Below are 19,446 nucleotides of genomic sequence, written 5' to 3'. Positions count from 1 at the left end.
ACTCGATAATCGAGATTTGTATAATACGAAAGCCAGTGTAAATTTTTTATTCACATTGAATTGAAAATCTTCTCGAACTCTCGTTAGCATATTTACTATTCTTCTTCTTCGTTTGAAGCTTTAGTTTCAGTAGCTGGTGCCGCAGCAGCTTTACTACCACCTCTTCTACTTCTACGAGTCGTTTTCTTAGGTGCTTTATCAGCGTTGTAGATTTCGTTGTAATCAACTAATTCTATCATTGCCATATCAGCGTTATCACCAAGTCTGTTTCCTAATTTGATGATTCTTGTATATCCACCTGGACGATCACCTATTTTTGGTGCTACATCTCTAAACAATTCTGCAACTGCATCCGTTTGTCTTAGCTTAGCCATAACAATACGTCTGTTATGCGTCGTATCTGTCTTAGATTTTGTAATCATAGGCTCTACAAACTGCTTTAAAGCTTTCGCTTTAGCAACAGTAGTGTTAATACGCTTGTGCTCTATTAAAGAACAAGCCATATTCGCTAACATTGACTTTCTGTGTGCTGTTTGTCTACCTAAGTGGTTGAATTTTTTACCGTGTCTCATGACTTTTGTTTTCTCATCTTGCTACTAAACTCTTTATTGAGGAGCAAAATATGATTATTAATAATTGTTTAAAATATGAATGCCATTCCCATAAAAATAGAAATGGCAAACTATATTTAGTCTTTATCTAATTTATATTTGCTTAAGTCCATTCCGAAGTTTAAACCTTTTACATTCACTAGTTCTTCTAGCTCAGTTAAAGACTTCTTACCGAAGTTTCTGAATTTCATTAAATCGTTTTTATTGAATGATACTAAGTCTCCTAAAGTATCTACTTCTGCTGCTTTTAAACAATTAAGAGCACGTACAGAAAGATCCATATCAACTAATTTAGTTTTCAATAGTTGTCTCATGTGAAGTGACTCTTCATCATAAGTTTCAGTCTGTGCAATTTCATCAGCTTCTAAAGTGATACGCTCATCAGAGAATAACATGAAGTGGTGAATTAATATTTTAGCAGCCTCTGTTAAAGCATCTTTAGGATTGATAGAGCCATCAGTTCTGATTTCAAAAACTAATTTTTCGTAATCCGTTTTTTGCTCAACACGGAAGTTTTCGATAGCATATTTTACATTCTGAATTGGTGTAAAAATTGAATCTGTAAAGATAGTACCAATTGCTGCTGAAGCTTTCTTATTTTCTTCTGCAGGAACATAACCTCTTCCTTTTTCAATAGTCAATTCCATATTGATGTTTACTTTAGGATCTAAGTTACAGATAACTAAATCTGTATTTAATACTTGGAAACCAGAGATAAACTTCTGAAAATCACCAGCCGTAATTTGATTTTGTCCTGAGATAGAAATTGTAACAGTTTCGTTATCAACTTCATCAATTTGACGCTTAAAGTTAACTTGCTTTAAGTTCAAAATCATTTCAGTCACATCTTCTACTACACCTGCAATTGTAGAAAACTCATGATCTACACCTTCTATTCTCACAGAAGTAATTGCAAAACCTTCTAAAGAAGATAATAATACTCTTCTTAAAGCATTACCAACAGTTAATCCGTATCCTGGTTCTAAAGGTCTAAATTCAAATTTACCTTCGAAATCAGTAGAATCAATCATGATTACTTTATCTGGTTTCTGAAAATTTAATATTGCCATACTATTCTTCGTTTTAATTGTTATTTAGTTGCGCGATTTATAAGTATGAAGAAGACTATAAATCCTTTGGCCAAATACCAATATGATTAATTTATTATTTAGAGTAAAGTTCAACGATCAATTGCTCGTTGATTTGTTCTGGAATTTGAATTCTAGCAGGAACAGCAACATAAGTACCTTCCATTGTGCTTGTATTCCAAGTAATCCATTCAAAAACATTACTAGAACTAGATAATGAATTTTGAATGGCCTCTAATGATTTAGACTTTTCTCTAACACCTACAACATCACCAGCTTTTAATTGGTAAGAAGGAATGTTTACCTTTTCACCGTTAACTGTAATATGTCTGTGAGAGACTAATTGTCTTGCACCACTTCTAGAAGGAGAGATTCCCATTCTATAAACAACATTGTCTAAACGAGACTCACATGATTGAAGTAAAACTTCACCAGTAATTCCTTTAGCAGATGTTGCTCTTTTGAACATATTTCTGAATTGCTTTTCTAATATACCGTAAGTATATTTAGCTTTTTGCTTTTCCATTAACTGAATAGAGTATTCAGATTTTTTCCCACGACGTCTAGCGTTTCCGTGTTGTCCTGGAGGATAATTTCTTTTTTCGAAGGCTTTGTCGTCTCCGAAGATAGCTTGTCCAAATTTACGAGCTATTTTAGTTTTAGGACCAGTATATCTTGCCATTTTAAATTGTTTTTTAAGAGTGATAAATGAATTAAGGTCTTAATCTTATCCTTCAAAAATCGTTGATCTCTTGTTGATACTTGTTAGTATTTTTCAGTTTGCAAATTTATACAAAATAAACTAATATCAGCACATAAATGTGAGATATTAGTTTATTCATAAATTTGAGTAAGTATTTCTAACTGTTATAATTAGAAAACTAAATAGAATTCAAATTAAACTCTACGTCTTTTTGGTGGACGACAACCATTATGTGGTAATGGAGTTACATCAATAATTTCTGAAACTTCAATACCTGCATTGTGTATAGATCTTATTGCAGATTCTCTACCGTTACCAGGTCCTTTAACGTATACTTTTACTTTCTTTAAACCAGCTTCTTTAGCTACTGCCGAAGCATCTTCTGCAGCTAACTGAGCAGCGTATGGAGTATTCTTTTTAGAACCTCTAAAGCCCATTTTACCAGCTGATGACCAAGAAATAACGTCACCTTTTTTGTTTGTTAAAGAAATAATGATGTTGTTAAAAGATGCAGTGATATGTGCTTCTCCTATTGCATCAACTATAACTTTACGTTTTTTAGTACTTGCTTTTGCCATTTTATTTTAGCTTTTAGTATTAGTTTATAGTCGCTAGAATCCTAAACCGTTAAATTTCAAACAGATTCTTTCCAACGTCTAATAGACTAAAGACTATTATTACTTAGTTACTTTCTTCTTGTTAGCAACTGTTTTACGTCTTCCTTTTCTTGTACGTGAGTTATTCTTAGTACGTTGACCTCTTAATGGAAGACCAACTCTATGACGAATACCTCTGTAACATCCAATATCCATTAATCGCTTAATGTTCATTTGTGTTTCAGAACGTAATTCACCTTCGATTTTAAAAGTTCCAACAGCTTCACGGATTGCTCCAATTTCGTCGTCAGTCCAATCTTGTACTTTTGTGTTCTCGTCAACTTTAGCAGCTGCTAAAATTTCTTGAGATCTACTTCTACCTACTCCGTAGATATAAGTTAAAGAGATAACTCCTCTTTTCTGTTTTGGTATGTCTACACCTGCAATTCTTGCCATAATTACCCTTGTCTTTGTTTGAATCTAGGATTCTTTTTGTTAATGACGTAAAGTCTACCTTTTCTGCGCACCAACTTACAGTCTGCGCTTCTTTTCTTTACTGATGCTCTAACTTTCATCGTATTAGTATCTATATGTTATGCGAGCCTTCGTTAAATCGTAAGGACTCATTTCTAATTTCACTTTATCTCCCGGTAATAACTTAATATAATGCATACGCATCTTACCAGAGATATGTGCAGTCACTATATGACCATTTTCTAATTCAACACGAAACATAGCATTAGATAATGCTTCTATAATTGTTCCGTCTTGTTCTATTGCTGCTTGTTTTGCCATAATTATATCTTATTGCGCCACCGCTTTTCTATTCTTTCCTGTTTTCATCAAGCCATCATAATGCTTATTCAATAAATAAGAATTAATCTGTTGCATAGTATCAATAGCCACACCAACCATAATTAATAGTGATGTACCACCAAAGAATAATGCCCAACCTGCTTGCACGCTCATTAATTTCATAACGAATGCTGGAAAAACAGCAACTAAAGCTAGAAATATAGAACCTGGTAAGGTTATCTGTGACATAATTTTGTCTAAATACTCAGAGGTTTCTGATCCTGGACGTATACCTGGAATAAATCCACCACTACGTTTTAGATCATCTGCCATCTTGTTTGTTGGTACCGTAATTGCCGTATAAAAATAGGTAAATACTATAATTAATAAAGCAAATATTAGATTGTACCAAAAACCAAACATGTCTTGAAAATTAGTCTGCATCCAAACTCCCGTGCTAGTGTCTTTTAACCAAGCAGAACCACCTATTAAACTAGGAACAAACATAATTGCTTGTGCAAAGATAATTGGCATTACACCCGAAGCATTAAGCTTTAAAGGTAAAAACTGACGTGAACCAAATACATTCTTTTCATAACCACCAGAAGCAGTTCTTCTTGCATACTGTACAGCTATCTTTCTAACTGCCATTACTAAGAATATAGATGCTAATATAATTAAGAACCATATTACCATTTCTATTAATATCATCATAAATCCACCATTACCTTCTAATCTAGAAGCGGCATTTTGAATAAATGATTGCGGCATAGTAGCGATAATACCAACCATAATTAATAATGAAATACCATTACCAATTCCTTTATCTGTAATTTTTTCACCTAACCACATTGCGAATACACAACCTGTTACTAAAATAACTACTGAAGAAAAATAGAATATATTTTCACTAAAACCAGGAACCAACATAGCTCCCATTGAAGAGGAACCAGATAATCCTGGAATACTAGCTAAATAACCAGGTGCTTGTACCAAACAAATACCGATGGTTAACCAACGTGTAATTTGAGTGATTTTCTTCTGACCACTAGCTCCTTCTTTCTGAAGTTTCTGTAAATAAGGAATCGCAATACCCATTAATTGAACAACAATGGAAGCAGAAATGTAAGGCATAATACCCAAAGCAAATACTGAGGCATTAGCAAAAGCTCCACCTGTAAATGCATTTAACAATCCTAATATACCACCATCCATACCTGCTTGTAAACCACCCAAGGCATCAATATTAATACCAGGTAATACTACCTGAGCACCAAAACGATACACTAATAACAAACCTAAGGTTAAGATAATTCTATCCTTAAGCTCTGTGATCTTCCAAACGTTTTTTAATGTTTCTATTATTTTCATCCTATAATCCTATAAAGTTACAGCTTCACCACCAGCAGCTTCAATAGCAGCTTTTGCCGTAGCAGTAAATTTATGAGCAGTTACTGTTAATTTTGTTTTTAACTCACCTCTACCTAAGATTTTTACACGCTCGTTTTTACCAGCTAATCCTAGAGTTAATAAAGTTTCAAAATCAACACTATCCTTAATTACTTTTTCATCTACTAACTTCTGTAATGTATCTAAGTTAACTCCTTGATACTCTATTCTGTTAATATTTGTAAATCCAAATTTAGGAACACGTCTTTGTAATGGCATTTGACCACCTTCGAATCCTAATTTCTTAGAATAACCTGAACGAGACTTTGCTCCTTTGTGACCACGAGTTGCAGTACCACCTTTACCAGAACCTTGTCCACGTCCAATACGCTTTCCTTGATTTTTTACTGAACCTTCTGCAGGTTTTAAATTACTTAAATCCATTTTTAAGTTATATTATTAAGCTTCTTCAACAGAAACTAAGTGTTCAACTTTTCTAACCATACCAAGAATACTTGATGTAGCTTCGTGCTCTTTTACTTGTCCAATCTTATTTAAACCTAAAGCTTCTAATGTTAGCTTTTGTCTTTTAGTACGATTGATTGCACTTTTTACTTTAGTTACTTTAATCTTTGCCATCTTGTCCTGATTATCCGTTAAATACTTTTTCAAGTGAAATTCCACGTTCCTTAGCTACAGATTTAGCATCTCTCAATTGTAATAAAGCATCAAAAGTTGCTTTTACTACGTTATGAGGGTTAGAAGATCCTTGAGACTTAGATAATACATCGTGTATACCTACTGCTTCAAGAACAACTCTTACCGCACCACCTGCAATAACTCCTGTACCAGGTGCAGCTGGGATGATGTTAACTCTAGCACCACCATACTTACCTTTTTGTTCATGTGGAATTGTACCCTTAAGAATAGGAATTCTTACTAAGTTTTTCTTAGCATCTTCTATAGCTTTTGCAATTGCAGTAGCTACATCTTTAGATTTACCTAAACCTTGTCCTACAACATTTGTTTCGTCACCTACAACAACAATTGCAGAAAAACCAAATGCTCTACCACCTTTTGTTACTTTAGTTACACGCTGAACGCCAACTAAGCGATCTTTTAATTCTAATCCGCTTGGTTTAACAAGCTCTGCGTTTTTATATTTTTGATACATAATGTCTTAAAATTTAAGTCCTGCTTCTCTAGCACCTTCTGCTAATGATTTTACTCTTCCATGATATAAGTAACCACCTCTATCAAAAGAAATAGTTTCAACACCAGCCTTCTTAGCTTTTTCGCCAACAGACTTACCGACTAATGCAGCAACTTCTGTTTTGTTTCCTTTAGACTTTACAATGTCCTTATCTCTTGAAGATGCAGCAGCTAAAGTTTTACCAGTTACATCATCTACGATCTGAGCATAAATTTCTTTATTACTTCTAAAAACAGCTAATCTTGGTCTTGTTCCAGTACCAGATACTACCTTACGGATTCTGCTTTTTATTCTTATTCTTCTTTCGTTCTTTGTCAATGCCATAACTTAATTATTAAGCTGATTTACCTGCTTTTCTTCTAATTTCTTCACCAACAAACTTGATACCTTTTCCTTTGTAAGGTTCTGGTCTTCTAAAACCACGGATCTTTGCAGCAACTTGGCCAACTAATTGTTTGTCAAAAGACGTTAATTTTACTCTTGGATTTTTACCTTTTTCTGAGATTGTCTCTACTGCTACTTCTGGAGCGACGTCCAAAACAATATTATGAGAAAATCCTACGGCTAAATCTAATTTTTGTCCTTGATTTGATGCTCTGTAACCTACTCCAACTAATTCTAGTTCTTTGGTCCAGCCTTTTGATACACCTTCTATCATATTAGCAATTAATGCTCTATAAAGACCATGTTTTGCTCTTAAATCTTTCTTATCAGAAGCACGCTCTAAAGTAATAGTTCCGTCTTCTAATGTAATTTCAATCTCTGAATACTCTTGAGTTAATTCTCCAAGTTTACCTTTAGCGGTAATCATGTTGTCTTTAATCTCAACTGTTACACCTTCAGGAACTGTTATTGGGTTTTTACCTATTCTTGACATAATTTCCTGTTTTTAGTATACGTAACATAAAACTTCACCACCAACATTTTCTCTTTGCGCTTGTTTTCCTGTCATCACTCCGTGAGACGTAGAAACAATTGCAATACCTAATCCGTTAAGGATTCTTGGCATTTCGTTAGAAGAAGCATATTTACGTAAACCTGGTTTACTGATTCTTTGAATTTTTTTGATAACTGACTCTTTAGTGTCTTTGCTGTACTTCAAAGCAATTTTGATAGTACCTTGTACTGAAGAATCATCAAATTTATAACTTAAGATAAATCCTTGATCGAATAAAATCTTAGTTATTTCTTTTTTTAAGTTAGATGCAGGAATCTCAACCACTCTGTGATTTGCCTTTACTGCGTTTCTAACTCGCGTTAAATAATCCGCTATTGGATCTGTGTTCATATGTATTAATTTGCGGTAGCGGTTTTCGACACTTTTGTCAAACCTGAAACCAATTTATAATTTTACCAACTTGCTTTTCTAACTCCAGGGATTAAACCTTGGTTAGCCATTTCTCTAAACATTACACGAGAGATACCAAATTGTCTCATATAACCTTTAGGTCTTCCTGTAAGTTTGCAACGGTTGTGCTGACGTATAGGTGAAGCATTTTTAGGTAACTTTTGTAATGCTTCGTAATCGCCAGCTTCTTTTAAAGCTTTACGTTTCTCTGCATATTTAGCTACCGTTTTAGAACGCTTAACCTCACGGGCTTTCATTGATTCTTTAGCCATAATTTAATTCTTTTTAAAAGGTAATCCTAGTTCTGTTAATAAAGACTTCGCTTCCTTATCTGTTTCAGCAGAAGTCACAAATGTGATATCCATTCCTGAAATTTTATTGACTTTATCAATATCTATTTCTGGGAATATAATTTGTTCTGTAACACCTAAGTTATAATTTCCACGTCCATCAAAACCTGTAGCTTTAATACCGTTAAAATCTCTAACACGTGGTAAAGCTGAAGTTACCAAACGATCTAAGAATTCATACATTTGTTCTCCTCTTAAAGTTACCTTGGCACCAATTGGCATCCCTTTACGTAACTTAAAAGAAGCAACATCCTTCTTAGACATTGTGTGTATAGCTTTCTGTCCAGATATTTTTGTAAGTTCTTCTACTGCGTGATCGATTAATTTCTTATCCGCAACAGCAGCACCAACACCTTTAGATATTACTATCTTAGTAAGTTTAGGTACTTGCATTACATTTTTATATCCAAATTCTTCCGTAAGAGCAGAAACAATTTTGTCCTTATACTCTTGTTTTAATCTTGCAACGTAAGCCATAATTAAATTACTTCATTAGATTTTTTAGAAAATCTCACTTTATTATCTCCATCCATTTTATAACCAACTCTAGTTGTTTCTCCTTTTGAAGTTAACAACGATAAGTTTGAAATATGAATAGATGCTTCTTTCTCTACAATTCCACCTTGAGGGCTTTGTGCACTTGGTTTAGTATGTTTCTTAACCATGTTCACACCTTCTACGATGGCTTTGTTCTTATCTATTAATACTTTAAGCACTTTACCTTCTGATCCTTTGTGATCACCAGCAATAACTTTTACTGTATCTCCTGATTTTATTTTAAGCTTTGTCATTTTATTTATCAATTAAAGCACTTCTGGTGCTAATGATACTATTTTCATGAATTGTTTATCACGAAGTTCTCTTGCTACAGGACCAAAAACACGAGTTCCTCTCATCTCCCCTTGAGGATTTAAAAGTACACAAGCGTTATCGTCAAATCTAATGTAAGAACCGTCTGGACGTCTTACTTCTTTAGCTGTACGTACAACAACTGCTGTAGAAACAGCACCCTTCTTAATGCTACCGTTAGGTGTTGCATCTTTAACAGATACCACAATTTTATCCCCTACAGAAGCATATCTTCTTTTAGTTCCACCTAATACACGGATAGTTAAAACCTCCTTTGCACCAGTGTTATCAGCTACTTTTAATCTTGATTCTTGTTGTAACATAATTACTTCGCTCTTTCAATTATTTCTACTAATCTCCAACATTTAGATTTACTTAAAGGTCGTGTTTCCATGATCTTTACTGTATCTCCTTCGTTGCAGTCGTTTGTCTCATCGTGTGCGACATATTTCTTAGTCTTTAACACGAATTTTCCATACATAGGGTGTTTTACCTTCTTAACTTCAGCAACTACAATAGATTTCTCCATTTTGTTACTCGTTACGATCCCTATACGTTCTTTTCTTAAGTTTCTTTTTTCCATCTTTCAGCAGAATACGATTATTGTACGTCTCTTTTAGTTAATTCTGTTGCCACTCTAGCTACTGTGCGACGCGCAACTCGTAACTGAATTGGGTTATCTAAAGGAGAAATAGTATGAGCCATTTTTAGGTCCGTATAACTCTTTTTAGATTCACTAAGTTTCTCTTGTAACTCAGCTATTGAAAGCTGTTTAATTTCTGATTGCTTCATAATATCTTTCTATTAAGCTTCGTAATCTCTAGCTATGATAAACTTAGTTTTTACAGGAAGTTTTTGAGCTGCTAATCGAAGCGCTTCTTGAGCTGTTTCTAATGGCACTCCACTTATTTCAAATAACATACGTCCTGGTTTTACAACTGCTGCCCAATATTCAACGGCACCTTTACCTTTACCCATACGTACTTCAAGAGGTTTCTTTGTAATAGGCTTGTCTGGAAAAATTTTAATCCATAACGATCCTTCTCTTTTCATAAATCGAGTAGCGGCAATACGCGCTGCTTCTATTTGGCGTGCAGTAATAAACGACGAGTCTAATGATTTAATACCGAAAGTCCCATTTGATAACAAATGACCTCTTCCCGCATTTCCTTTCATACGTCCTTTTTGCTGCTTACGAAATTTTGTTCTTTTAGGCTGTAACATTTTGTCTTTTCTTTAAAAAATTACTTTCTACGACGAGATTGGTTCTTGTTTCCACCACGTCCACCTTTACCTTTTTGTTGTTTAGATAAACCGACTAATGGAGAAAGCTCTCTTTTCCCATATACTTCGCCTTTCATTATCCAAACTTTGATGCCCAATCTACCATAAGTAGTATGTGCTTCTACTAAAGCATAATCAATATCTGCTCTAAAAGTAGACAAAGGAATACGTCCTTCTTTATAGTGTTCTGATCGTGCCATTTCAGCACCATTTAAACGACCACTAATCTGAATTTTAATTCCTTCAGCATTCATACGGATGGCAGCGGCAATAGCCATTTTTATTGCACGTCTGTATGAAATTCGGCTTTCAATTTGACGAGCAACACTTGCTGCTACTAAAAATGCATCTAGTTCAGGTCTCTTAATTTCAAAGATGTTCAATTGAACTTCTTTGCCAGTAATTTTCTTAAGCTCTTCTTTTAACTTATCTACTTCTTGGCCACCTTTTCCGATAATAATACCAGGTCTAGCAGTAGTTATAGTAACGGTTACAAGTTTAAGCGTACGCTCAATAATTACTCTACTTACACTAGCTTTAGATAGACGAGCATGAATATACTTTCTAATCTTATCGTCTTCGGCAAGTTTATCACCATAATCGTTTCCTCCGTACCAGTTAGATTCCCATCCTCTGATAATTCCTAAGCGATTTCCGATTGGATTTGTCTTTTGTCCCATATCTCTATCTTAGCTTTGTGTTTTATTGATTGCATCTACAACCACAGTTACGTGATTAGATCTTTTTCTAATTCTGTGTGCTCTACCTTGAGGTGCTGGACGCAATCTCTTTAACATAGAACCACCATCTACTCTAATTTCCTTGATAAACAATTTAGCCTCTTCTACATCAGCATCTTCGTTCTTAGCTTGCCAGTTTGCAATTGCAGACATTACAAGTTTTTCTAAACGACGAGACGCTTCCTTTTGACTAAATCTAAGAATCTGAAGAGCTTTCTCTGCCTTCTCACCTCTAACCAAATCCGCTACTAAACGCATTTTTCTTGGAGATGTAGGACAGTTATTTAGCTTTGCAAAAGCAACCTGCTTTTTCTCGGCTTTAATAGCTTCCGCCATTTGTTTTTTACGACTTCCCATGATTCTTATTTTTTACCTTTATTCTTAGCACCTGCATGACCTCTAAAAGATCTTGTTGGTGAAAATTCTCCTAATTTATGACCTACCATATTTTCAGTAACAAATACTGGAACAAATTGACGACCATTGTGAACTGCTATAGTTTGTCCAACGAAATCCGGAGAAATCATTGAAGCCCTAGACCAAGTTTTGATCACCGTCTTTTTGTTTGAAGCTACATTTTCTGCAACTTTCTTATCTAATTTATAGTGGATATAAGGTCCTTTTTTTAATGAACGTGCCATACTATCTTAATTATTTCTTTCTACGTTCTACAATATACTTATTACTCGCCTTTGTCTTAGAACGTGTTCTAAATCCTTTAGCAGGAACACCGTTTCTATTTCTTGGATGACCACCTGAAGATTTACCTTCACCACCACCCATTGGGTGATCGACTGGGTTCATCACTACTGGTCTTACTCTTGGACGTCTTCCTAACCATCTACTTCTACCTGCTTTACCAGATACTAATAATTGATGATCTGAATTTGAAATCGCTCCAATTGTAGCCATACATGTTACTAGAATCATTCTAGTTTCACCAGACGGTAATTTTACTGTAGCAAATTTATCACCTCTTGCCATTAACTGAGCAAAAGCACCAGCACTACGCGCCATTACAGCACCTTGACCAGGACGTAACTCAATACAAGAAATAATTGTTCCTAATGGTATTTCACTTAAAGGCATTGCGTTTCCAATTTCTGGAGCGATACCTGTTTCACCAGACACTATATTTTGCCCTACTTGCAAACCATTCTGAGCGATAACATAACGTTTCTCACCATCTTGGTAGTTTAATAGCGCAATAAATGCTGTTCTGTTTGGATCATATTCGATTGACTTAACTTCACCAGGAACACCAGCTTTGTTACGTTTGAAATCGATAATACGATACCTTTTCTTATGACCTCCACCTACTTGGCGTATCGTCATTTTTCCTCGATTGTTTCTACCACCAGATCTCTTTTTCGGAGCAAGCAAGCTTTTCTCCGGCTTATCAGTAGTAATGGCATCGAATCCATTTACTACTCTAAATCGCTGACCTGATGTGATCGGTTTTAATTTTCTTACTGACATTAATGTCTAAAATTACATGTTAGTGTATAAATCTATTGTTTCACCTTCCGCCAGTTGTACAATTGCTTTTTTAATAGCATTTGTTTTACCATGTTGAACACCAGTTTTTGTAAACTTGGTCTTACGATCTGGACGGACATTTATTGTACGAACTTTTTCAACAGAAACTCCATAAGCAGCTTCCACCGCTTTTTTGATTTCTACCTTGTTCGCCTTTGGATTCACTTCAAATGCAAAAGCATTTAACGACTCACTTTGCATGGTCGCCTTTTCTGTGATTATAGGTTTTCTTAAGATACTCATCTGTTCTATTTACTTAAATTCGATTCAATTCCTTCTAATGCACTTTCAATTAGAATTACTTTATTAGCATTCATAATTTTATAAGTACTTAACTCTGAGGCAGTTATTACTTCAGAACCTTTAAAATTGCGTGAGGACAAATATACATTATTATTTGTACCACCCAACACAATAAGAGATTTTTTGTTTTCAACCTCTAAAGCCTTTAAAACATTAAGGAAATTTTTAGTCTTTGGAGCTTCAAAATTGAAATCTTCCAATACTAAAATTGACTTATCAGTTGCTTTAATACTTAATGCCGATTTACGTGCTAATCGTTTTACGTTTTTATTTAATTTAAAACCGTAATTTCTTGGTCTAGGACCAAACATACGACCACCACCTCTAAATACACCAGACTTAATACTACCTGCTCTCGCAGTACCAGTACCTTTCTGTTTCTTAATCTTACGTGTACTACCAGAGATATCTGCTCTTTCTTTTGCCTTATGCGTTCCCTGTCTTTGATTTGCTAAGTATTGCTTAACATCTAAATAGACAGCGTGATTATTAGGCTCTATAGCGAATACGTCTTTAGAAAGCTCTGCTTTTCTACCCGTATCTTTTCCGTTTATATCTAAAACTGCTATCTTCATTATTTCTCAATGATTACATAAGAATTCTTGTGACCAGGAACACATCCTTTTACCACTAGCAAGTTCTTTTCTGGAACTACTTTGTAAACTCTTAAATTTTGAACTTTAACTGTGTCACCACCCATTCTTCCTGCCATCTTCATTCCTTTGAATACTCTCGCAGGATAAGAAGCCGCACCAATAGAACCTGGAGCTCTTAAACGGTTATGTTGACCATGCGTTGCTTGACCTACACCACCAAATCCGTGACGTTTAACTACACCTTGAAAACCTTTACCTTTAGAAGTACCTGCGATATCCACAAATTCCCCTTCAATAAATTGATCAACAGTGATTGCATCACCTAATTTGTACTCCGAATCAAAACCTTTGAATTCAACAACTTTGCGTTTTACAGAAGTACCCGCTTTTTTAGCATGACCTAAGTCAGCTTTAGTAGCGCTTTTTTCTGTCGCGTCATCGAAACCTAATTGAAGGGCTGAATAACCATCCACTTCTTCAGTTCTGACTTGGGTAACGATACATGGTCCAGCTTCGATTACTGTACAAGGAATGTTCTTCCCATTTTCATCGAAAATGCTGGTCATACCGATTTTTTTTCCAATTAACCCAGACATAATTTTTAGTTTTTATTATGACAATTCGCGACTTGCCATTTTTTGTTTGTTTTTTTGGGACAACTCGCAAATTGTCCATACGTATATAAAATACAAGGCCGAAAATACGTTTCAGCCTTGAATTGTATTTTTACCGTTTTTCCTTCGCTCGCAGCTTAGGACATGTTATTGTGTAATTACACTTTGATCTCAACTTCTACTCCACTTGGTAATTCAAGTTTCATTAAAGCGTCAATTGTTTTAGAAGATGAAGAGTAAATATCTAATAAACGCTTGTAAGAGCTTAATTGAAATTGTTCTCTAGACTTCTTATTTACGTGTGGTGAACGTAATACAGTGAAAATCTTTTTGTGTGTTGGTAATGGAATTGGTCCTGTTACTACTGCACCTGTACTTTTTACTGTTTTTACAATCTTATCAGCAGACTTGTCCACTAAATTGTGATCGTAAGATTTTAATTTTATTCTGATTTTTTGACTCATTTTATTAAGATTTACGATTCAAGTCCTTTAGCTGCTTTAATTACTTCTTCTGATACATTAGAAGGAGTTTCAGCATAATGTGAAAATTCCATTGTTGATGTAGCTCTACCCGAAGACAATGTTCTTAATGTAGTTACATAACCAAACATTTCTGATAATGGTACAGTAGCTTTTACAGTTTTTGCACCTGCTCTATCTCCCATACTACTCATTTGTCCTCTTCTTCTATTTAAGTCACCTACAATATCACCCATGTTTTCTTCTGGTGTAATCACCTCAAGTTTCATGATTGGTTCCATTATAACCGCTTTAGCTGCTCTTGCAGAATTTTTAAATCCTAATTTTGCTGCTAATTCGAATGATAACTGATCAGAATCGACATCATGATAAGATCCATCTCTCAATGTCACTTTCATAGCGTCTACTTCAAAACCAGCTAATGGTCCATTTTGCATTGCCATTTTAAATCCTTTTTCAATTGAAGGTATAAATTCCTTAGGAACGTTACCACCTTTAATTACAGATTCAAATTGAAGACCTACAACACCTTCATCTGCTGGTTCAATCGTAAATACGATATCAGCAAATTTACCACGACCACCAGATTGTTTCTTATAAACCTCTCTATGATCAGCAGATTGTGTAATAGCTTCTTTATATTCAACTTGTGGTTGACCTTGGTTAACCTCAACTTTAAATTCTCTCTTTAAACGATCTACAATAATATCTAAGTGTAGCTCACCCATTCCAGAAATAATTGTCTGTCCTGAAGCTTCGTCAGTTCTAACTGTAAATGTAGGATCTTCTTCAGCTAATTTAGCTAATCCCATACCTAATTTATCAACATCTGCTTTAGTCTTAGGCTCTACTGCGATACCGATTACCGGATCTGGAAAGTCCATTGATTCTAAAACAATAGGATGTTTTTCATCAGAAAGTGTATCTCCTGTCTTAATAGATTTAAATCCAACAGCAGCGCCAATATCTCCAGCTTCTATATAATCAATTGCATTTTGCTTATTAGCGTGCATTTGATAGATACGAGAAATACGTTCTTTTTTACCTGAACGGTTATTTAAAACATAAGAACCTGCATCTAAACGACCAGAATATGCTCTAAAAAATGCTAAACGACCAACAAAAGGATCTGTAGCAATTTTAAATGCTAAAGCTGCAAATGGTTCATTTACACTAGGCTTACGTCTTTCTTCCTTATCAGTATCAGGGTTAACACCTATAACACCTTCCTTATCCATTGGAGAAGGTAAGTAACGACAAACAGCATCTAATAAGAACTGAACACCCTTATTTTTAAATGAAGAACCACAAACCATAGGAATAATAGCCATATCCATTACAGCAGCTCTAAGCGCAGTGTGCACCTCGTCTTCTGTTATAGAATCTTCATCTTCCATGAATTTCTCTAATAAGTTCTCATCATAACCTGCAACTTCTTCAATTAATAAAGCACGATACTTACGTACTTCATCTTTCATTGAATCAGGAATTGGCACTACATCAAATGTAGATCCGAAGTTATCATCATGCCATACAATAGCTCTGTTTTTAACTAAGTCAACAATACCTTTAAAATCATCTTCATCACCAATGTTTAAAACAATTGGCACTGCGTTAGACTTCAACATGTCTTTTACCTGCTGACAAACTCCTAAAAAGTCTGAGCCTTGACGGTCCATTTTATTAACGAAACCGATTCTTGGCACTTTATAGTTATCGGCTAGTCTCCAGTTAGTTTCAGATTGTGGCTCAACACCATCAACTGCACTAAATAAGAATACTAAACCATCTAATACACGTAACGAACGGTTAACTTCTACCGTAAAATCTACGTGACCAGGTGTATCAATAATATTAAAATGGTAATCTTGAGCTTCTGCTGTTGGTTCACCATTTTCTTTTGGGAATGTCCAATCACAAGTTGTTGCAGCAGACGTAATTGTAATACCTCTTTCTGCTTCTTGCTCCATCCAGTCCATTGTAGAAGCACCATCATGTACTTCACCAATTTTGTGTGAAACTCCCGTATAAAAAAGGATACGCTCTGTTGTTGTTGTTTTACCAGCATCAATGTGAGCAGCAATCCCTATATTTCTTGTAAGTTTTAAATCTCTTGCCATTTCTTAAAATCTAAAGTGTGAGAATGCTTTATTTGCTTCTGCCATCTTATGCGTATCAGTTCTTTTCTTAACTGCCGCCCCTTCTTCTTTAGCTGCTGCTAAAACTTCTGCCGCTAAACGTTGCGCCATAGATTTTTCGTTTCTTTTACGTGAAAAGCTAATTAACCATTTCATCGCAGTCGAAACCTTACGATCTGGACGAATCTGCATTGGAATCTGGAATGTAGCACCACCAACACGACGACTACGTACTTCTACGTGAGGCATTACGTTAGATAAAGCTTCTTTCCAAACTTCTAAAGCTGTTTTTTCGTCATCATTTTTTTTCTCTTCAACAATATCAATTGCATCATAGAATACTTTAAAAGCGATAGACTTCTTACCATCCCACATCATCATGTTAACAAAACGTGTCACTAACTGATCGTTAAATCTTGGATCTGGTAAAAGCGGTCTCTTTTTTGCTGCTCTTTTTCTCATGTCTTCTTTTTGAGTTTTTTAGTCTATAGTTGCTTACTATTAATTGCTTGTATATTACACACTCACAACTCCTAATTCACAACTCTCAACTTGTTTTTACTTCTTAGGGCGTTTTGCACCATACTTAGATCTACGTTGTGTTCTTCCTGATACACCTGCTGTATCTAAAGCACCACGAACGATGTGATATCTAACTCCTGGCAAATCTTTTACCCTTCCACCTCTAACCAATACTATCGAGTGCTCTTGTAAATTGTGACCTTCTCCACCAATGTATGCATTTACTTCGTTTCCGTTTGTTAAACGAACCCTTGCTACCTTACGCATTGCTGAGTTAGGTTTTTTAGGTGTCGTTGTATAAACACGAGTACATACACCACGTCTTTGAGGACACGAATCTAAAGCAGCCGATTTACTCTTCTTGGTTATTTTGGCTCTTCCTTTTCGTACTAATTGTGAAATTGTTGGCATATATTTCTATATAAAAATTTATTAATCCTCACTTTTGAGGGGTGCAAATGTACTAATTTATATCTATAATTCAAATACTTGAGAATTAATTTTTAAAAGAATTATAAAGTTTAATTTCATCACTATATAATATCACTTATTTTTACGTTACTATAAGACATCTTTTATATCGCTTACATGCCGTTTTACAGCCGAATTATTTTCATTATTCTCCTTATGATTTTTTCAAATCAAGGCATTTCACAATCTATTAATTTAAAAATTATTGGAGAAAATGAAACTTCAACCAAAACTATTGATTCTATAGGTTACACAAAAACGTTTACTAATTACATTGGCTTACAAACAGAAACTAATCTATTAAAAGAAAAATTAACCAAGCAAGGTTTTATTGATACCAATATTGAAAAGCTTACCAAACAAAATGACACGCTTTTTGAAGCACAACTTATATTAGGGAAAAGAATAGATAAAATAAAAATCTATTATGATTCAGCTTTTAATATTGAATTACTGAAATCTATAAATTATAATTCGGATGACAGTTTCTTCGAACTATATATAACAGAATTAGAAACCTACCTAAAAAGCTTAAACTCTAGAATAGCTGAGCAAGGTGATCCGTTTTCGACATTACAACTTATTAATATCTCTAAATTGAATTCTGAATTAATGTCGGCAGATTTAAAAGTTGTTTCTAATCAAAAACGGCGCATCGATAAGATCATTATTAAAGGTTACGAGAAGTTTCCGAAGTCTTACGTAAAACATTTTATGAAGTTAAAAACCGGAAAATCTTTCAACCTAAATGCCATAAAAGAAAAAATAGAATTATTAAACGAATTACGTTTTGCATCTAAGATAAAAGACCCCGAAGTATTATTTACGCAAGACTCAACTTCACTATATCTATATGTAGAAAAAACTAGAACTAATAATTTTGATGGTTTTTTAGGTTTTGGCACTAACGAAAACACTAATAAAATTGAATTTGATGGCTATTTAGATTTACGCTTAATAAACAATCTTAATTATGGTGAAACCTTAAATCTGTTTTATAAAAGTGACGAAATAGATCAACAAACGTTTAAAGTCGACGCTGATTTACCGTATCTATTTAGCTCCCCTATTGGATTACAATTTGGTTTAAATCTTTTTAAAAAAGATTCTACATTTTTGAATGCGAAGCAATATGCTAAGATTAATTATCAAGTTAATGCACAACATAAAGTTGGTGTTGGGATTACCTCAACCACATCCACCAACTTATTAGAAAATGATACTGACATATTAAACGATTACAAATCGAGCTACTATACACTTCATTATAATTATACTAAACCACAGTTTTACGACCCATTATTCCCAGTGAATTTTTGGTTTGATTTTTCTTCTGGTTTTGGCAGCAGAACCAATAACATTGGTAAACAAAAGCAAAATGTATTTACTTTAGATACCTATAAAATTTTCAACCTTAATAATATGAACAGCATTTACACACGATTAAATGGTGCTACACTCACTTCTGATAATTATTTAGATAATGAGTTGTTTCGTTTTGGAGGTATCAATTCTATCCGCGGATTTGAAGAAAACAGTTTAGTTGCTAATTTATACGGAGTGCTGAGCACAGAATATCGCTACCGCTTAAGCTCTACTATATATATCCATTCCGTTTTAGATGCGGCTTATTTTGAAAATAAACTTACAGATAATAAAGAAAAACTCTTCGGTTTTGGTTTTGGACTCGGCCTACTTACCAATGCCGGCCTTTTCCGTTTAAATTACTCTAGCGGAAAAACAGAAAATCGACAATTTAAATTATCAGATTCAAAAGTTCATCTTAGTTTAACAGCTACTTTTTAAGTATTACAG

The 19,446-nt window shown here is 34.5% G+C and carries 33 protein-coding genes; 1 reads left to right on the top strand and 32 read right to left on the bottom strand.

All coding sequences use genetic code 11. The annotated features are described in order from the left end of the window. Positions 1–95 precede the first annotated feature (95 nt). From rplQ to rpsL, 32 genes are all read right to left on the bottom strand, one after another. Complete coding sequence (gene rplQ, locus BLT80_RS15285; RefSeq protein WP_092469525.1) at positions 96–572, bottom strand: 50S ribosomal protein L17; 477 nt, start codon at positions 570–572, stop codon at positions 96–98. Between the two features lie 116 nt (positions 573–688). Then, positions 689–1,681: a DNA-directed RNA polymerase subunit alpha gene (locus BLT80_RS15280; RefSeq protein ID WP_020897632.1), complete on the bottom strand. Its 993-nt coding sequence runs from the start codon at positions 1,679–1,681 to the stop codon at positions 689–691. 94 nt (positions 1,682–1,775) lie between these two features. Continuing rightward, complete coding sequence (rpsD, locus tag BLT80_RS15275; protein WP_092469523.1) at positions 1,776–2,381, bottom strand: 30S ribosomal protein S4; 606 nt, start codon at positions 2,379–2,381, stop codon at positions 1,776–1,778. A gap of 215 nt (positions 2,382–2,596) precedes the next feature. Continuing rightward, complete coding sequence (gene rpsK, locus BLT80_RS15270; protein WP_020897634.1) at positions 2,597–2,980, bottom strand: 30S ribosomal protein S11; 384 nt, start codon at positions 2,978–2,980, stop codon at positions 2,597–2,599. A 99-nt stretch (positions 2,981–3,079) separates the two neighbouring features. Then, positions 3,080–3,454: a 30S ribosomal protein S13 gene (gene rpsM, locus BLT80_RS15265; protein ID WP_020897635.1), complete on the bottom strand. Its 375-nt coding sequence runs from the start codon at positions 3,452–3,454 to the stop codon at positions 3,080–3,082. A gap of 2 nt (positions 3,455–3,456) precedes the next feature. Next, positions 3,457–3,573 carry a type B 50S ribosomal protein L36 gene (gene ykgO / locus BLT80_RS15260; RefSeq protein ID WP_008269159.1) on the bottom strand — a complete coding sequence of 39 codons (117 nt, stop codon included), beginning with the start codon at positions 3,571–3,573 and terminating at the stop codon, positions 3,457–3,459. A gap of 4 nt (positions 3,574–3,577) precedes the next feature. Beyond that, positions 3,578–3,793 (bottom strand): translation initiation factor IF-1, encoded by a 216-nt coding sequence (infA, locus tag BLT80_RS15255; protein ID WP_007094967.1) that lies wholly within the window; start codon positions 3,791–3,793, stop codon positions 3,578–3,580. A 9-nt stretch (positions 3,794–3,802) separates the two neighbouring features. After that, entirely contained in the window at positions 3,803–5,164 is a 1,362-nt protein-coding gene (gene secY / locus BLT80_RS15250; protein ID WP_092469521.1) for a preprotein translocase subunit SecY, read from the bottom strand. Positions 5,165–5,173: 9 nt separating this feature from the next. After that, positions 5,174–5,626 (bottom strand): 50S ribosomal protein L15, encoded by a 453-nt coding sequence (gene rplO / locus BLT80_RS15245; protein WP_092469519.1) that lies wholly within the window; start codon positions 5,624–5,626, stop codon positions 5,174–5,176. Between the two features lie 15 nt (positions 5,627–5,641). Next, on the bottom strand, positions 5,642–5,821 hold the full coding sequence (rpmD, locus tag BLT80_RS15240; RefSeq protein WP_092469517.1) for a 50S ribosomal protein L30: 180 nt from the start codon (positions 5,819–5,821) through the stop codon (positions 5,642–5,644). Positions 5,822–5,831: 10 nt separating this feature from the next. Continuing rightward, positions 5,832–6,356 (bottom strand): 30S ribosomal protein S5, encoded by a 525-nt coding sequence (rpsE, locus tag BLT80_RS15235; protein ID WP_092469515.1) that lies wholly within the window; start codon positions 6,354–6,356, stop codon positions 5,832–5,834. Between the two features lie 6 nt (positions 6,357–6,362). Continuing rightward, the gene (rplR, locus tag BLT80_RS15230) at positions 6,363–6,719 is read right to left on the bottom strand and encodes a 50S ribosomal protein L18 (protein WP_092469513.1); all 357 of its coding nucleotides are present in this window, start codon (positions 6,717–6,719) and stop codon (positions 6,363–6,365) included. A 10-nt stretch (positions 6,720–6,729) separates the two neighbouring features. Next, the gene (gene rplF / locus BLT80_RS15225; RefSeq protein WP_092469511.1) at positions 6,730–7,272 is read right to left on the bottom strand and encodes a 50S ribosomal protein L6; all 543 of its coding nucleotides are present in this window, start codon (positions 7,270–7,272) and stop codon (positions 6,730–6,732) included. Between the two features lie 12 nt (positions 7,273–7,284). Beyond that, positions 7,285–7,683, bottom strand: coding sequence for a 30S ribosomal protein S8 (gene rpsH / locus BLT80_RS15220; RefSeq protein ID WP_092469509.1), 399 nt, complete (start codon positions 7,681–7,683; stop codon positions 7,285–7,287). A 62-nt stretch (positions 7,684–7,745) separates the two neighbouring features. Beyond that, complete coding sequence (gene rpsN / locus BLT80_RS15215) at positions 7,746–8,015, bottom strand: 30S ribosomal protein S14 (protein ID WP_020897643.1); 270 nt, start codon at positions 8,013–8,015, stop codon at positions 7,746–7,748. 3 nt (positions 8,016–8,018) lie between these two features. Beyond that, on the bottom strand, positions 8,019–8,570 hold the full coding sequence (rplE, locus tag BLT80_RS15210) for a 50S ribosomal protein L5 (protein ID WP_092469507.1): 552 nt from the start codon (positions 8,568–8,570) through the stop codon (positions 8,019–8,021). Positions 8,571–8,572: 2 nt separating this feature from the next. Then, positions 8,573–8,884: a 50S ribosomal protein L24 gene (gene rplX / locus BLT80_RS15205; protein ID WP_092469505.1), complete on the bottom strand. Its 312-nt coding sequence runs from the start codon at positions 8,882–8,884 to the stop codon at positions 8,573–8,575. Between the two features lie 12 nt (positions 8,885–8,896). Further along, entirely contained in the window at positions 8,897–9,265 is a 369-nt protein-coding gene (gene rplN, locus BLT80_RS15200; RefSeq protein WP_092469503.1) for a 50S ribosomal protein L14, read from the bottom strand. Between the two features lie 2 nt (positions 9,266–9,267). Continuing rightward, positions 9,268–9,525, bottom strand: coding sequence for a 30S ribosomal protein S17 (gene rpsQ / locus BLT80_RS15195; RefSeq protein WP_092469501.1), 258 nt, complete (start codon positions 9,523–9,525; stop codon positions 9,268–9,270). A gap of 17 nt (positions 9,526–9,542) precedes the next feature. Continuing rightward, the gene (gene rpmC, locus BLT80_RS15190) at positions 9,543–9,734 is read right to left on the bottom strand and encodes a 50S ribosomal protein L29 (RefSeq protein ID WP_092469499.1); all 192 of its coding nucleotides are present in this window, start codon (positions 9,732–9,734) and stop codon (positions 9,543–9,545) included. Between the two features lie 12 nt (positions 9,735–9,746). After that, positions 9,747–10,166 (bottom strand): 50S ribosomal protein L16, encoded by a 420-nt coding sequence (gene rplP / locus BLT80_RS15185; RefSeq protein WP_092469498.1) that lies wholly within the window; start codon positions 10,164–10,166, stop codon positions 9,747–9,749. A 20-nt stretch (positions 10,167–10,186) separates the two neighbouring features. Then, entirely contained in the window at positions 10,187–10,906 is a 720-nt protein-coding gene (rpsC, locus tag BLT80_RS15180) for a 30S ribosomal protein S3 (protein ID WP_092469496.1), read from the bottom strand. Positions 10,907–10,915: 9 nt separating this feature from the next. Then, positions 10,916–11,323, bottom strand: a complete 408-nt coding sequence (gene rplV, locus BLT80_RS15175) for a 50S ribosomal protein L22 (protein WP_092446804.1) — start codon at positions 11,321–11,323, stop codon at positions 10,916–10,918. Positions 11,324–11,328: 5 nt separating this feature from the next. Then, positions 11,329–11,607, bottom strand: a complete 279-nt coding sequence (gene rpsS, locus BLT80_RS15170) for a 30S ribosomal protein S19 (RefSeq protein WP_020897652.1) — start codon at positions 11,605–11,607, stop codon at positions 11,329–11,331. Positions 11,608–11,617: 10 nt separating this feature from the next. Continuing rightward, complete coding sequence (gene rplB, locus BLT80_RS15165) at positions 11,618–12,445, bottom strand: 50S ribosomal protein L2 (RefSeq protein WP_092469494.1); 828 nt, start codon at positions 12,443–12,445, stop codon at positions 11,618–11,620. Positions 12,446–12,457: 12 nt separating this feature from the next. Further along, positions 12,458–12,748 (bottom strand): 50S ribosomal protein L23, encoded by a 291-nt coding sequence (rplW, locus tag BLT80_RS15160; protein ID WP_092469492.1) that lies wholly within the window; start codon positions 12,746–12,748, stop codon positions 12,458–12,460. Positions 12,749–12,753: 5 nt separating this feature from the next. After that, positions 12,754–13,383 (bottom strand): 50S ribosomal protein L4, encoded by a 630-nt coding sequence (gene rplD, locus BLT80_RS15155; RefSeq protein ID WP_092469490.1) that lies wholly within the window; start codon positions 13,381–13,383, stop codon positions 12,754–12,756. Next, complete coding sequence (rplC, locus tag BLT80_RS15150; RefSeq protein WP_092469488.1) at positions 13,383–14,000, bottom strand: 50S ribosomal protein L3; 618 nt, start codon at positions 13,998–14,000, stop codon at positions 13,383–13,385. The genes rplD and rplC overlap by 1 nt, the downstream gene beginning before the upstream one ends. Before the next feature lie 176 nt (positions 14,001–14,176). Then, the gene (rpsJ, locus tag BLT80_RS15145; protein WP_007650482.1) at positions 14,177–14,482 is read right to left on the bottom strand and encodes a 30S ribosomal protein S10; all 306 of its coding nucleotides are present in this window, start codon (positions 14,480–14,482) and stop codon (positions 14,177–14,179) included. Positions 14,483–14,493: 11 nt separating this feature from the next. Beyond that, positions 14,494–16,620, bottom strand: a complete 2,127-nt coding sequence (gene fusA, locus BLT80_RS15140; protein ID WP_092469486.1) for an elongation factor G — start codon at positions 16,618–16,620, stop codon at positions 14,494–14,496. Between the two features lie 3 nt (positions 16,621–16,623). Beyond that, positions 16,624–17,100 carry a 30S ribosomal protein S7 gene (rpsG, locus tag BLT80_RS15135; protein ID WP_092469484.1) on the bottom strand — a complete coding sequence of 159 codons (477 nt, stop codon included), beginning with the start codon at positions 17,098–17,100 and terminating at the stop codon, positions 16,624–16,626. 96 nt (positions 17,101–17,196) lie between these two features. Then, complete coding sequence (gene rpsL / locus BLT80_RS15130) at positions 17,197–17,571, bottom strand: 30S ribosomal protein S12 (RefSeq protein WP_019386263.1); 375 nt, start codon at positions 17,569–17,571, stop codon at positions 17,197–17,199. A gap of 216 nt (positions 17,572–17,787) precedes the next feature. Here rpsL and BLT80_RS15125 point away from each other — a divergent pair, with 216 nt between their 5' ends. Beyond that, complete coding sequence (locus BLT80_RS15125) at positions 17,788–19,437, top strand: POTRA domain-containing protein (RefSeq protein ID WP_245710279.1); 1,650 nt, start codon at positions 17,788–17,790, stop codon at positions 19,435–19,437. The last annotated feature ends 9 nt before the right edge of the window (positions 19,438–19,446 follow it).

The sequence above is a fragment of the Winogradskyella thalassocola genome (assembly GCF_900099995.1).
Lineage (GTDB): Bacteria > Bacteroidota > Bacteroidia > Flavobacteriales > Flavobacteriaceae > Winogradskyella > Winogradskyella thalassocola.
The sequence above is the reverse complement of the archived record's forward strand: the minus strand, read 5'-3'. Positions and strand labels throughout refer to the sequence as shown.

Bases quoted from the DNA above. Each gene is read 5' to 3' on its own strand.
- ykgO (WP_008269159.1), bottom strand. From the start codon at position 3,573: ATGAAAGTTAGAGCATCAGTAAAGAAAAGAAGCGCAGACTGTAAGTTG.
- BLT80_RS15125 (WP_245710279.1), top strand. From the start codon at position 17,788: ATGATTTTTTCAAATCAAGGCATTTCACAATCTATTAATTTAAAAATT.
- rpsG (WP_092469484.1), bottom strand. From the start codon at position 17,100: ATGAGAAAAAGAGCAGCAAAAAAGAGACCGCTTTTACCAGATCCAAGA.
- rplN (WP_092469503.1), bottom strand. From the start codon at position 9,265: ATGTTACAACAAGAATCAAGATTAAAAGTAGCTGATAACACTGGTGCA.
- rplP (WP_092469498.1), bottom strand. From the start codon at position 10,166: ATGTTACAGCCTAAAAGAACAAAATTTCGTAAGCAGCAAAAAGGACGT.
- rplO (WP_092469519.1), bottom strand. From the start codon at position 5,626: ATGGATTTAAGTAATTTAAAACCTGCAGAAGGTTCAGTAAAAAATCAA.
- rpsL (WP_019386263.1), bottom strand. From the start codon at position 17,571: ATGCCAACAATTTCACAATTAGTACGAAAAGGAAGAGCCAAAATAACC.
- rpsS (WP_020897652.1), bottom strand. From the start codon at position 11,607: ATGGCACGTTCATTAAAAAAAGGACCTTATATCCACTATAAATTAGAT.
- rplB (WP_092469494.1), bottom strand. From the start codon at position 12,445: ATGTCAGTAAGAAAATTAAAACCGATCACATCAGGTCAGCGATTTAGA.
- rpsN (WP_020897643.1), bottom strand. From the start codon at position 8,015: ATGGCTAAAGAATCAATGAAAGCCCGTGAGGTTAAGCGTTCTAAAACG.
- rplX (WP_092469505.1), bottom strand. From the start codon at position 8,884: ATGACAAAGCTTAAAATAAAATCAGGAGATACAGTAAAAGTTATTGCT.
- rplQ (WP_092469525.1), bottom strand. From the start codon at position 572: ATGAGACACGGTAAAAAATTCAACCACTTAGGTAGACAAACAGCACAC.
- rplD (WP_092469490.1), bottom strand. From the start codon at position 13,383: ATGAAGATAGCAGTTTTAGATATAAACGGAAAAGATACGGGTAGAAAA.
- rplE (WP_092469507.1), bottom strand. From the start codon at position 8,570: ATGGCTTACGTTGCAAGATTAAAACAAGAGTATAAGGACAAAATTGTT.
- rpsM (WP_020897635.1), bottom strand. From the start codon at position 3,454: ATGGCAAGAATTGCAGGTGTAGACATACCAAAACAGAAAAGAGGAGTT.
- fusA (WP_092469486.1), bottom strand. From the start codon at position 16,620: ATGGCAAGAGATTTAAAACTTACAAGAAATATAGGGATTGCTGCTCAC.
- rplC (WP_092469488.1), bottom strand. From the start codon at position 14,000: ATGTCTGGGTTAATTGGAAAAAAAATCGGTATGACCAGCATTTTCGAT.
- secY (WP_092469521.1), bottom strand. From the start codon at position 5,164: ATGAAAATAATAGAAACATTAAAAAACGTTTGGAAGATCACAGAGCTT.
- rplF (WP_092469511.1), bottom strand. From the start codon at position 7,272: ATGTCAAGAATAGGTAAAAACCCAATAACAGTTCCTGAAGGTGTAACA.
- rplR (WP_092469513.1), bottom strand. From the start codon at position 6,719: ATGGCATTGACAAAGAACGAAAGAAGAATAAGAATAAAAAGCAGAATC.
- rpsC (WP_092469496.1), bottom strand. From the start codon at position 10,906: ATGGGACAAAAGACAAATCCAATCGGAAATCGCTTAGGAATTATCAGA.
- rpmC (WP_092469499.1), bottom strand. From the start codon at position 9,734: ATGAAGCAATCAGAAATTAAACAGCTTTCAATAGCTGAGTTACAAGAG.
- rpsQ (WP_092469501.1), bottom strand. From the start codon at position 9,525: ATGGAAAAAAGAAACTTAAGAAAAGAACGTATAGGGATCGTAACGAGT.
- infA (WP_007094967.1), bottom strand. From the start codon at position 3,793: ATGGCAAAACAAGCAGCAATAGAACAAGACGGAACAATTATAGAAGCA.
- rpsE (WP_092469515.1), bottom strand. From the start codon at position 6,356: ATGTATCAAAAATATAAAAACGCAGAGCTTGTTAAACCAAGCGGATTA.
- rpsD (WP_092469523.1), bottom strand. From the start codon at position 2,381: ATGGCAAGATATACTGGTCCTAAAACTAAAATAGCTCGTAAATTTGGA.
- rpmD (WP_092469517.1), bottom strand. From the start codon at position 5,821: ATGGCAAAGATTAAAGTAACTAAAGTAAAAAGTGCAATCAATCGTACT.
- rpsK (WP_020897634.1), bottom strand. From the start codon at position 2,980: ATGGCAAAAGCAAGTACTAAAAAACGTAAAGTTATAGTTGATGCAATA.
- rplW (WP_092469492.1), bottom strand. From the start codon at position 12,748: ATGAGTATCTTAAGAAAACCTATAATCACAGAAAAGGCGACCATGCAA.
- BLT80_RS15280 (WP_020897632.1), bottom strand. From the start codon at position 1,681: ATGGCAATATTAAATTTTCAGAAACCAGATAAAGTAATCATGATTGAT.
- rpsH (WP_092469509.1), bottom strand. From the start codon at position 7,683: ATGAACACAGATCCAATAGCGGATTATTTAACGCGAGTTAGAAACGCA.
- rplV (WP_092446804.1), bottom strand. From the start codon at position 11,323: ATGGGAAGTCGTAAAAAACAAATGGCGGAAGCTATTAAAGCCGAGAAA.
- rpsJ (WP_007650482.1), bottom strand. From the start codon at position 14,482: ATGAGTCAAAAAATCAGAATAAAATTAAAATCTTACGATCACAATTTA.